Origin of the sequence: Haloferax namakaokahaiae (assembly GCF_042663225.1) — an archaeon.
Taxonomy (GTDB): domain Archaea; phylum Halobacteriota; class Halobacteria; order Halobacteriales; family Haloferacaceae; genus Haloferax; species Haloferax namakaokahaiae.
The window spans coordinates 741488-752948 of the sequence record NZ_JBHTAA010000001.1 but is presented as its reverse complement, the minus strand read 5'-3'; the positions used below and the strand labels follow the sequence as shown (position 1 = coordinate 752948).

Sequence of the window (11461 nt, the reverse complement as noted above, 5' to 3'; positions counted from 1 at the left end):
GGCGAGCGAGGGCGCGTCGAAGGCGCTTCTACTCCCACACCCATCCCTCCGAATCCACTTCTCCGACCCCAAAATCGACACACTGGGGATACATCGGGGAGAGATTTGGGTGACAGTTCGGAAAATCCTCTTTTAACTACTCTTCCCCGTCTCAGGTATGCGAACAGCACTCGCAGTACTACTCACACTCGTCGTCGTCATCGGAGGGGTTCCGATCGCGGCGACGGCACAACAGGAGACGGCGTCAGTCTCGTTCGACAACCAAGCGACGGGCGGTACGACCGTCGTCGTCGATTCCGTCACGCTCCCAGACGGCGGGTTCGTGACGATTCACGACGCGTCGGTGACAGAGGGCAACGTGCTCGGTAGCGTCGCCGGGTCTTCGGCGTATCTCGAACCCGGGACGCACGAGAACGTGACCGTCTCCCTCGACGACCCCGTCGCCGAGTCGGGCACCTACGTCGCCATGCCGCACGTGGACTCCGACGGTGACCGCGTCTACTCGTTCGTCGCCGAGAACGGCGAGGCAGACGGCCCGTACACGGCTGACGGCGGCGCAGTCATCGACGACGCGACGGTGAACGCCAGCGCGACCGTCTCGATGTCTGACCAGCCGACCACCGGCGACACCGTGGTCGTTGACCGCGTCGAACTCTCGCAGGGCGGCTTCGTGACGATTCACGATGCGAGCGTGACCGAGGGTGCCGTCTTCGAGAGCATCCGTGGCACGTCCAGCTACCTCGAAGCAGGTGTCCACGAGAACGTCCGCGTCGAGCTGGATAGCCCAGTAAGCGAGAACACGACGCTCGTTCCGATGGCGCACATGGACACCGACGACGACCAGACGTACACCTTCCCCGAATCGGAAGGCGAAACTGACGGTCCGTACGTCGCTGACGGCGGCGCTGTCGTCGATACGGCCGCAGTCTCCGTCTCTGATACGGCGAGCATCGACTACAGCGAGCAGGTCACCGGCGGCTACTCGATTGTCGTCGATTCCGTCTTCCTCCCCGAAGGTGGCTTCGTGACCGTTCACGACGGAACGGTCACTGAGGGTGCCGTCTTCGAGAGCATCCGCGGCACCTCTGACTACCTCGAACCCGGCTACTACACCGACGTCCGCGTCGAACTGGACACCCCGCTGAACGAGACGACCACCGTCGTCCCGATGGCGCACGTGGACTCCGACGGTGACGAGACGTACACCTTCCCCGAGTCCGAGGGCGAAGCAGACGGTCCGTACACTGCTGACGGAAGCGCAGTCATCGACAGCGGAAACGCGACCGTCTCGGCCAGCGTAGACTACTCCACGAAAACGTCCGACGGCACGACCGTGGTCGTTGACCGAGTCGAACTTTCGCAGGGCGGGTTCGTGACGATTCACGACGCCTCGCTGCTCGGCGGTGCAGTGTTCGAGAGCGTGGTCGGCACTTCAGAGTACCTCGAACCCGGCGTCCACGAGGACGTCGCGGTGACGCTCGACGAGCCGATTCGCTCCTCGCAGACGCTCGTGCCGATGGCCCACATGGACACTGACGGCGACGAGGCGTACACCTTCGTCGAAGGCGAGGGCGACGCCGACGGCCCGTACACGGCTGACGGCGGCGCGGTCATCGACAGCGCCCACACGTCTGTCAACGCAGTCGTCGTCGCATCCGACCAGTCCGGTGACGGCACCACCGTGACCATCGACTCCGTGACGCTCGCCAACGGCGGGTTCGTGACGGTCCACGACGCGAGCGTGACCGAAGGCGCGGTGTTCGAGAGCATCCGCGGCACCTCCGACTACCTTGCACCCGGCACCCACGAGAACGTCGAAATCACGCTCGACGCCCCGCTCGAAGAATCGGGCACCATCGTCCCGATGGCCCACGTGGATTCTGACGGCGACGAGATGTACACCTTCGACACGTCGGAAGGCGCGGCCGACGGTCCCTACGTGGCCTCGACCGGTGCAGTCGTCACCACGGCTGACTACACCGTCGAAGGCGGCGAGATGACCGAGACCACTGACGAGATGACCGAGACCACTGACGAGATGACCGAAGAGATGACTGCGGAATCGACCGATTCCGGTTCCCAGTCCAACAGTGAGGCACCCGGCTTCGGCGTTGTCGTGGCCGTCCTCGCACTCCTCGCAGTTGCCTTCGTGGCGCAGCGGCGTCGATAAGCGTTCAGAGGCACTCCCCCCGCTGCGCACTCGGCCCTCTCACCGACTGCAACCATCCGAATCGCCCGCCAATCACGTTTTCCGTACGCCGTGCGGGAAATAAAGCCACCCCCGCACGGCACCTCTGAGCTTTTTAGCTCTGTGCACTCATCCGACCCGAGAAGTCCCACGTGTGCAGCCTCGTGGGACGAATCCGAATCGTCACCTCGTCGCGTTCAGGACTGAGGAGACGCTCGGCGAGCGAGTCGTTCGCATCGTCGAGATAGCGGTCGATGAGTCGCCCGAGCACGGCCTTGTCCGTGTCTGGTTCGACCGCGGCCACCCCCCGTCCGCGAACCCCGCGGTACGGTGGTTCGTTGGTCGATACTTCGAAGGCGACGGCCTCGTGTGCCCGCAGAAACTCAATCACGTCGGCACTCGCGGCCGTCGCACATCGCAACTCCGATTTTTTACTGTCCCACTCGAACCAGAGCGACAGCATCCACAGGTCGTCCCTCGGGGTTCGACAGGCGAGTCTGACGGGCACTCGTACGTCGGTAAGGAAGTCGTCCACGTGCTCGCGGTCCCACGGACCAGAGAGTTCGGGCGCATCCGACGGGGCAGGGGCGTTCATACGATTGATTGGGAGACGACGGAGTAAGGCTTCGGGCGTCACTCGGTCGCACACGCTCGCCCGAAGAAGGTAAGGTAATTGCCTGTGGGGGGCTGACGACACCGTATGACTGACTATTTCGAGGTTCACGCCCGCGACGGGGCCGCCCGAATCGGGGAGTTGCGACTCTCCGAGTCGGTGACGACGCCCGGACTCGTGGACGACGTGATAGCGGACGCCGGGAGCCTCTGGGCCGCCGAACGTGAGGTTCCAGACGGCTCGGAGGACGTGCTCACGGTGCTTCCACACCGGTCGCTTCCCGCCGGAACCGCCGACGAAGTCCGCGAGTCGTTCGCCGTCGAGTACCCCGACGTGTCGTTCCCCTCCGCCGCCGTCGTCACGCCCGATACGGCCGAGGACTACGGCGCTGACGCGTACATCCTCTCGGACGCACAGGGCTATCTCGGCCACGCTCGCGCCTTCCGGGACGCGATTATCGAGGCGAAAGAAGCGCTCCCCGCCGACAGCGCGCTCATGCTCTCGGGGGCGGCGACCCCGCGAAACGTCTCCATTCTCGCCTACGCAGGCGTTGACCTCTTCGATGCGAAACTCGCCTATGCACGTGGTCTCGAAGGCTTCTATCTCACCACCGACGGCGAGTACTTCCTCGAAGACCTGGACGAACTGCCGTGTGCCTGTGCGGCCTGCCAGCAGTCGGTCGAGGAGTTCACGCGCGCCGACTGTGCCGAACACAACGCAAACGCGCTGGCCGCCGAACTCGCGCGGGTCCGTCGTCGCATCCGCGACGGTCGGCTTCGAGACTACGTCGAGGGACAGGCCCGCCACGACCAGTGGCTCACCGCGACGTTCCGTCGTTTCGACCAGCAGTACGGCTACATCGAAGAGCGAACGCCCGTCATTCGGGATTCGGAACTCACCGCGGCCTCGGAGGAGTCCATCGACCGCGTGGAGATTCAGCGCTTCGCCGACCGCGTGACGAGTCGGTACAAAAACCGATTCGACAACCCGCTCGTCCTGCTTCCGTGTTCGGCGAAGAAACCCTACAGCGAGTCGCAGAGTCACCGCCAGTTCCAAGAGGCCGTCCAGTTCCGCGCCCACATGGTGTCGATGACCTCGCCTATCGGCGTCGTCCCGCAGGAACTCGAACTGACGTACCCCGCCCAGCACTACGACTCGGTGGTCACGGGCGACTGGTCCGAAGACGAGATGCGGTTCGTCGCGGAAGTGCTTCGCCGCTATCTCTCGCGTAACGAGTACTCTCGAATCATCGCGCACGTCCCGCCGGGTGCCTACACGGAAATCGTCGAGCGCGTCGAAGACGACCTCGACCTCGACGTGGAGTACACCGTCGAAGGCCACCCGACGGCGACCGAGTCTATCAGCAACCTCATGAGCACGCTCTCGGGCGAACCGAAGTTCTCCCGAGACGAGCGCGAAGACAACGTCGTGAAGGCGCTCGCCGACTACCAGTTCGGCGACGGTGCGGGCGACGAACTCTTCTCGAACGTCGAGATTTCGATGACGAGTCGCTACCCCAAACTGCAAGTCTGGAACGACGACGGTGAGCAGTTGGCGACGATGGTTCCCCAATACGGGATGCTCGCGTTCACCCTCGAAGGCGCGAAGGTCTGGTACGACAGTGACGCGCCGACCAAGGTCGTCGAAATCGACGGCTTCGTCCCGCACGGGTCGGTGCTCGCTCCCGGTGTCGTCGATGCCGACGAGGAGATTCGACCGGGTGACGAAGTCGTGGTCGAAGGTCCGAAGGCGTTCGCCATCGGACGCGCCGAGATGAGCGGTCCCGAACTAGTCTCCTCGACGCGCGGTATCGGCGTCGAGATTCGGCACGTCGAAGAGAAGTAACGACTCGTTTGACGGGTCGCTCTCGGAGCAGTGCTCCACGTCTCCCTTCGAGAGGCATACCTGCGCAGCGTCTCGTCGGGTAGAAAAGTGTGATATCGACCAATCTCTCTGAAAAAACCGGGTTAAATAGGGCGTATATCCTCTTCTCGCACAGCGTTCGACCAACTGTCGAGCGACAACTATGTGTACTATTTATTACGATGACAGGTTCATTGTGTATGTGATGTCAGAACGACATGAGGGGGTGGGAAGTCCATTCGACGAACTTCCTAATGACGACGATGTCGAGTGGACGATTGTCCGGTCATTGTTGGCTGCGAACGATGCAACGTCACGAGCACTCGAGATGCACTTACTGCAGGCGCGACAGTACGCCGGAGAGAGTGGCAACTCCGACTCGACGACTCGATATCTCGACGACGCTATCGCTCTCCACGAAGAAATCCTTGAAGATCTGCAACTTGCGCGAGATGGGCTTGAGTATCGGCAGTAAGATTCAAATACAGCTTCTAATTCTCTGCCTCGAATCGTTCTTTCTGTAGAAACTGGCCATTGTAGCCGGCCTACATGGGTTGCTTATTTAACAATAGGTGGTAACATGCACTCATGAAGTTGGCCGTCCCAACCGACTTCGATATACTAGAGGCCCTCTCAAACGGGAGGCGAAATACGGCAGTAAACCTCTCGTATATCCTTGACAAGAATCGGTCGTACATCAACACACGCCTTCCTATCTTAGCAGACTACGGTCTCCTCACGCGTGTCGGGCCCGCACCGAACTCCGGGCTGTACGAAATAACCGACAAGGGGAGGGTCGCGGCGGCGCACCGCGACCAGTATCGCAGTGAAGGAGTCGATTTCGACGAACTGGTCGAATCCGAAGTCCGCGAGCGGTTCGACGTCGAATAATCACTGAAACGAACGATTTCGGAGGCTGGGCGGCCTTCGGAGGCACTCCGCCGCCCTTTTCCCCGCTTTTGATAGTCAGCACCCGCTGGCAGTGTTTTTATGTACTGTTGGTATGTAGTATGAATATCGATATGGCGAATTTTTCGCGCCAAAAAATACCAGACAAATGCAACTTGTAGAACCAACCGACTTCGATATTCTGGGGTATCTCCAATCGAATGGTCGAAACAATGCGGTCAACCTCGCGGTGGCGTTAGACCGCGAACGCACGTACATGAACACTCGGCTCCGAACGCTCTGTGAACTAGGCTGTACCCAGCGGGTTGGCCCGGCGAAAAATTCGGGTCTGTACGAAATCACCTCGGTGGGCGTCGCCGCGTTGCAGTATCGAAGTGCGAACAAAGACCCCGACGTCGATTTCCTCGAACTGATTCACGAAGCCGCTGAGGCGAGTCCCGACGAGTCAGTCCAGTAGTTCGGCGACTTCGGCCACCACTGCGCCGCTTTTTTGTCATCTGGTCTCCCACCACATACCATGGAAATCGAACCCCTCTCGCTTGGCGTCCCGAAGCCGATTATCGATGCGCTCCCGGAGTCTGATGGGGCCGCAGCACAGGACATGCAGAAGGCAGTCGATGGGCTCGAACAGCGATTGAATCGGGCACTCGAAGACGCCGATACGGAGGCTGATGCGGCAGCGTACGTCGTCGATGCAATCGAACGACTCGAAACGCACTACGAGCGATACGACGAGTTCATTCCCGAACTTCGTGCGTGGGGCCAATCACCCATCTACGCGATTGCGTGGCGGAATCTCCAGGCGGACTTGATTCTGCAACTCCAATCGTACGATTGGCTCGCTTCTCACGTGGACCGCGAACGTAACCTTCGACTCGTCGAAGACGGAATCCGATTCGGAAAGCGGTAATCGAACGGTTGTATGACTGTCTGCTTTCTGTCTCTTTGCAGTATGTAGTCAAAATCTGACGCGACGATTTTGTGTTTTAGACACAATTCTATTCTGCTCTATTATCTAACTTTTCTAGCAAATTCCGACATTATTCGCTTTATTAATGCATCCAATCTCTCCATCAAGGCCAATTCTCCAACAATATTTTCGCTTTTTCTCGTTGTTTTTGCAAACTATCCTGTTCTGAGAAGGCTCACTGGTTACTCTACTGAAAATTGGCGTAATTGGGTGTGTTACGTTGTTTTGACCAAGTCTCCCCGAACTTAGATACTTTCATTCATAAGCTATATTGTAAATATTCAACAATACTATTTTGGAGAGGTATACTCCCCCAAGATGTCAGTCTCTCTCAAGTTTCCACGGTATCGATTCGAAGCGTATCCCACCCGAGGTACGAGATAACGACCGCACTCAGTGCGGGGAAGATGTACACGAGTCGTGTCGTCGAGAGAGAGACACCGAGAATGACCCACAGGACGACGAGTACTCCCACTTGTCCGAGTTCGTCGTGTCGGAGTGCAGTAATCGTCGTTACCAGCCCCGCGGCCGCCGGAAGACCGACAGAAGGCCGGTTCAAGACGAACAGGCAGTAGGCGAGAAGGGTGACCGAAACGCCCAGAAAACAGAGTTGCAGTCCGTGGACAGCTGGTGATTCTCGAGTCCATCCGGTGAGCAACCGCGTGGCTCTCTGACCCACTTGTCGCGCGAATCGCAGATTGAACGGGGGAATGTGGCTCTCCTTTGTTCTACGCTGATACGATTTCGAATCGTTTCGTCGTTAGTTCGACCACCTGTTCTGTCCGGGAGTACACAAACTCTTCGCCATCCATTCGCATCGTCCGGACGGCTGTCTCGACTTCCTCTGAATTGGCTAGTGTCTTTCACCGACGGGCGGTCCGCACACCCCTCGTCGATTCCAAGGCACTGACACTGACACTGACATACCCCACTGACATATGCCAACGGTAGATTTAATATGTGGTCTACTTGTTGTTAATCTGGTCAGAGTCCATAGATTGTGCCTTGACCTACCAACAGGCACTCTGGCCGCGTTTTGCCTCTCGTTCGACGGGCGATAGTCGTTGATCGGTTCAGACGTACTGCCGAGTTCGTAGTACGCTGGTTTCCGTGTCGCAGATACTCTCGTGAAAGGGGCGTCGAATAGGCTCGATACCCGCGCTCTTCCCGTTCGTCGCCGTGTCTGGGTTGGTGACGCCTCGCAGCACGCAACCTACACAAAATTTTATCTGTTCCGTTATCCATCACTTCGCATGAGCGGACATGACGAGACGAGGTCACATTCGTCCGCGTCGAACGCTGACGAGCGGAACTCGTCGCTCTTCGACGAACTCGCCGAGGAAGTGAGTTCTTCAGCGACAGCGCAACCGCGTGCACACACGCCCAGCGGTAGTACTGACTCGGAGACTGCTCCGTCGCTGTCGGCGCTCGCGGATTCCATTCGTGACCGACGTCCCGAGTCCGACGAAGGCCCATCGGTCGAGCGACCCTCTTCGGTGTTCAGTTTCGATGAGACCGACGCCGACGCGTCGTCAGCGAGTGGTGGGTTCGACGCTTCGGTGGATTCCGCGGTCGAGTTCGCCAGCGAAGACTCGAACGTTCTGCTGGTCGGACCGACGACCTGCGAGGCCGCGTTCCATTGCTGCGAACGGTTGATGGTCCCGGAACCGACGTCGGAGGGAACGACTCATCGTCGGCTCTCGGTTTTCATCGACACGCCACTCGATGCGCAACTCGACATCCTCCGTAATACCCGACGTGAGGGGGTCGAACAGCAGACCCTCATCGACGCGAGAAGGTTCACGAGTGCGGACCTGGTCGGCGACTACGACGCACGAGTGGATGTTCTGAAGGTAATCTCTCCGCGTGACCTCCGTCGGATAGGCATCCTGACGACGAAAGTGTTGGTCGGTTGTGCCGACGACGAAATACCGGTTACCGTCTGTTTCTACTCGCTCTCGAACCTCATCAACGCCGTCAACGACGACCAGCGAGTCTTCCAGTTTCTACATATCCTGCTCGAACGAATCCGGGCAGCAGGCGGTCGAGCACACTTCCACCTCGACCCAACTTCCCACGACGAACAGACAGTACGGACGTTCTTCTCGCTGTTCGATGCAGTGCTCGAATTCGACGGCGACGGGTCTGTCACGCGTCGCTAGGTCTCACCGAGGCGTGGACTGTGAGGAGAGTCTGCGTGTGTAGTCAGGAAGAAAGTCTGCGCTCACACTCGTCAGGAGAGCCACTCGAACTCGCCCTCGTCTATCGAGGTGGATTCGACCGACTCGTCCGGGTGTTCGGTCTCCGCCCGTGACCCTTCGTTTGATGCGTCGCTCGCAGATGTTCCGGCATCGCGGTGTGACGAGGGCCGCTCGTCGTCTGCTGCATCGGTCCCACTCGACCCCGACGATTGCGTCGAACTCCCGGTCGTCACAGTGTACCGCGAGAGAACCAGCCAGTTCGTCTCCTCTTTCACTCCCGTCAGCGGTCGATTGCAATGCGGACAGTCAGGCCCGGTGAGTAACGCGAGGTCGATATGCTCACCACACTGCTCGCAATCGGCACCGTGGGTTCCGAGGCGCTGCGCCTCTCGTCTGAGGCGACGGAGCTGTTCACGTTCGGCCCGGAGTTCTCTAATCTCCGCTCGAAACTGAGTTTGGGTCTCGGTGATTCGGGCGTCGCGGTCGTCACCCGTCTGGACGAGGTAGGTGAGAATCGTTTGCAGATGCTCGAATTCGTCGTCCAATCGGCTGCGAAGCCGCGCTTGACCGGCCTCGAGCGACGAAGTGACGTCATCGATATCGTTCGAGCGTTCCCGTATCTCCTCGACGTCTGCTTCGACTGCTTCGACGTCTGCTTCGACCGCTTCGAGGTCGTCGAGCAACTCGGCGAACTCTGTTTCGGTCACTGCGTTTTCGATGCTTGTTCCGTCCCGGCGCGCATCGGTGGCTGTCGCCTCGTCACCCTCGGTGTGGAGTTGTGGCTTTCCCCGCTCGTCAACCAGTTGGGTGATCTCTTTGAGTGTCCAGTACGAACCGAGTAACTGTTCGAGAACTTGTTCTCTCGAACTCCCGGTCTCAGCCGCTTTCTGTTCCAACCAGTCGTCGAACGTCTGCTGGTTACGTTCCCGCTCACTCCGGTCTGACGGCTCGTTGGACATCGTACGCTAACACTCTCTCTTTCGAGAAGTTCACGTCTCTAGGACAAAAGTTTTGTTCCGTGTTGACATACTACCGATAATGACTACGCCTCGTTCGCAACTGCCGTCATCTCTCTCCGATGGCTATTGAAGACCGTCTCGAACTGTTCGTCACCGAACAGGCTCGTCTCCTCGTCGTGCTCTTCGCAGTCGTGGGTCTCTTCTGTCTCGCCGGTGCCGGCTACCTCTTTCTGACGCCGACGACACAGACCATCTCCGAGGAGCGTAACGTCCAGACTATCGATTCTTCGGTCGGCACGAGTGCCGTCGTGACCGGGAATTCGACCCTGTACGAACGTGGAGAGAGGCTCGAAAACCGGTCTGCGTACTTCGTTCCCGTGACGCCGAACCTGTCGTTTCACGTCGATACGAAAGTCCCCTCTAACCAGGAGGTGACAGTCTCTCAGCGACTCACGATGGAAGTCGTCGGTCTCCGAGGCGACGAACCGTTCTACCAGTCTGAAGAGGTACTCCTCGACGAACAGCGCACCGTCTCGGACGGCCGTCTCGTCACCGACCGCTCGATAAACGTCTCTGCGATGCGCCAAGCCCTCCAGCGGAAACGGGCCGAAACGCGCGGTGTCGGTCACTTCCGTACCTTCCTCGAGTTGAACGTCACCTACCGAACTGACTCGTACGAAGGAACGCTCACGGCGAGCGCACCCTTCATCATCTCCGGTCAGGCGTACTACCTCGACGGCGCGGTTGCCGACTCCCAGACTCGCTCGGAGACGGTGCAACGAGACGTCCAGCGGCCGTCCGACCCCACAAAATACGGGAGCCTCGCCGCACTCGGTCTCGTCCTGTTCGGACTCTGTGGACTCATCATCCGCACAGAAGCGGACAGTGACCCCGACGCGCTTCGGACGCGCATCTCACGCAGTCGGCACGACGAGTGGATATCGCGGGGGGAGTTCCCGACCGAGTCCGAAAAGCAGTACATCTCGATACGCTCGTTGGAGGACCTCGTCGATGTCGCCATCGACACCAATCGGCGCGTCATCTACGACCCCAACATCGAGGTCTACGCCGTCATCGACGGGAGCGAGATATACTACTACTCGCTCGAAGACCTTCATGCGCGTGCGTGGCTCAATCTCTGAGTCTGAGCGCGCATTCGGTTTCTAATTCAGAGCGGTTCGTCGAGGTTCTCGAACCGATAGCGTCGGTTCGTCAGGGTGTGGTACGTTGCTGAGACCGCGAATGCAGCGATAATTATCGTGGGGTACACGAGTGTCGGAATCGCTTCGGTCGGGAGGACACCTGCCCAGAGTCCGACGATGACCAGACTCGAAAGGAGCGAGAGACCGAGGTAGTACACGCCCCACGGAATGGAGTTCTCGGGGACGACGTCGAGGTAGATGTCGAGTCGTTCGATCTGGTCCGTCAACTCGACTTCCCCGTTCTCGTACGTGACGATACCGACACGGTCGAGTCGTGGGAGATGTGTTTGCTGGAGCGACGTGTACACCGTCTTTCGCTCTGCCGACCGGAGTTCGCTAATCTCTTTGTCTTTCTCCCACGCGGCGACCTGTTCTGCGAGGTCAGAGAGTGAAACTGGGCCATCGACCTGTTTGCAGTGGTGGATGGCGTACCGTCGCCGATGGTTACTCATCAGGTCGAAAACCTCGTCTTTCGAGATGCCTGCCTCTTCTTCGGGCGACCCTCTCTCGAGTAGTCCACCAACACCCGTCTTACCCATGTGTCAGCTACGAATAC

The 11461-nt window shown here is 59.3% G+C and carries 12 protein-coding genes; 8 read left to right on the top strand and 4 right to left on the bottom strand.

Annotated elements, in window-relative coordinates:
• Window positions 1-157 precede the first annotated feature (157 nt).
• The gene (locus ACFQJC_RS04055; protein WP_390221972.1) at window positions 158-2170 is read left to right on the top strand and encodes a DUF7282 domain-containing protein; all 2013 of its coding nucleotides are present in this window, start codon (window positions 158-160) and stop codon (window positions 2168-2170) included.
• Between the two features lie 133 nt (window positions 2171-2303).
• Here the strand turns inward: ACFQJC_RS04055 and ACFQJC_RS04050 are convergent, their stop codons facing one another.
• Window positions 2304-2783 carry a pyridoxamine 5'-phosphate oxidase family protein gene (locus ACFQJC_RS04050; protein ID WP_390221971.1) on the bottom strand — a complete coding sequence of 160 codons (480 nt, stop codon included), beginning with the start codon at window positions 2781-2783 and terminating at the stop codon, window positions 2304-2306.
• Window positions 2784-2888: 105 nt separating this feature from the next.
• On the opposite strand from ACFQJC_RS04050, the gene arcS reads away from it, so the two are divergent.
• The 5 genes from arcS to ACFQJC_RS04030 all read left to right on the top strand — a co-directional run bounded on the left by arcS (window position 2889) and on the right by ACFQJC_RS04030 (window position 6483).
• Window positions 2889-4646: an archaeosine synthase subunit alpha gene (arcS, locus tag ACFQJC_RS04045; protein WP_390221970.1), complete on the top strand. Its 1758-nt coding sequence runs from the start codon at window positions 2889-2891 to the stop codon at window positions 4644-4646.
• A gap of 181 nt (window positions 4647-4827) precedes the next feature.
• Complete coding sequence (locus tag ACFQJC_RS18230) at window positions 4828-5139, top strand: DUF8103 family protein (protein WP_465261337.1); 312 nt, start codon at window positions 4828-4830, stop codon at window positions 5137-5139.
• Window positions 5140-5252: 113 nt separating this feature from the next.
• Window positions 5253-5555, top strand: a complete 303-nt coding sequence (locus ACFQJC_RS04040; protein WP_390221969.1) for an ArsR family transcriptional regulator — start codon at window positions 5253-5255, stop codon at window positions 5553-5555.
• Window positions 5556-5721: 166 nt separating this feature from the next.
• Complete coding sequence (locus ACFQJC_RS04035; RefSeq protein WP_390221968.1) at window positions 5722-6030, top strand: winged helix-turn-helix domain-containing protein; 309 nt, start codon at window positions 5722-5724, stop codon at window positions 6028-6030.
• Window positions 6031-6090: 60 nt separating this feature from the next.
• Window positions 6091-6483, top strand: a complete 393-nt coding sequence (locus ACFQJC_RS04030) for a hypothetical protein (RefSeq protein ID WP_390221967.1) — start codon at window positions 6091-6093, stop codon at window positions 6481-6483.
• A 391-nt stretch (window positions 6484-6874) separates the two neighbouring features.
• On the opposite strand, the gene ACFQJC_RS04025 is transcribed toward ACFQJC_RS04030, so the two are convergent.
• Window positions 6875-7102 carry a hypothetical protein gene (locus ACFQJC_RS04025; RefSeq protein ID WP_390221966.1) on the bottom strand — a complete coding sequence of 76 codons (228 nt, stop codon included), beginning with the start codon at window positions 7100-7102 and terminating at the stop codon, window positions 6875-6877.
• Window positions 7103-7796: 694 nt separating this feature from the next.
• Here ACFQJC_RS04025 and ACFQJC_RS04020 point away from each other — a divergent pair.
• A complete protein-coding gene (locus ACFQJC_RS04020; RefSeq protein ID WP_390221965.1) occupies window positions 7797-8705 on the top strand; it encodes a DUF7504 family protein in 909 nt (302 codons plus the stop codon).
• A 71-nt stretch (window positions 8706-8776) separates the two neighbouring features.
• On the opposite strand, the gene ACFQJC_RS04015 is transcribed toward ACFQJC_RS04020, so the two are convergent.
• Window positions 8777-9703 carry a hypothetical protein gene (locus ACFQJC_RS04015; RefSeq protein ID WP_390221964.1) on the bottom strand — a complete coding sequence of 309 codons (927 nt, stop codon included), beginning with the start codon at window positions 9701-9703 and terminating at the stop codon, window positions 8777-8779.
• 119 nt (window positions 9704-9822) lie between these two features.
• Here ACFQJC_RS04015 and ACFQJC_RS04010 point away from each other — a divergent pair, with 119 nt between their 5' ends.
• The gene (locus ACFQJC_RS04010; protein WP_390221963.1) at window positions 9823-10845 is read left to right on the top strand and encodes a DUF5305 domain-containing protein; all 1023 of its coding nucleotides are present in this window, start codon (window positions 9823-9825) and stop codon (window positions 10843-10845) included.
• A gap of 26 nt (window positions 10846-10871) precedes the next feature.
• On the opposite strand, the gene ACFQJC_RS04005 is transcribed toward ACFQJC_RS04010, so the two are convergent.
• Complete coding sequence (locus ACFQJC_RS04005; protein ID WP_390221962.1) at window positions 10872-11444, bottom strand: DUF7344 domain-containing protein; 573 nt, start codon at window positions 11442-11444, stop codon at window positions 10872-10874.
• Window positions 11445-11461 lie beyond the last annotated feature (17 nt).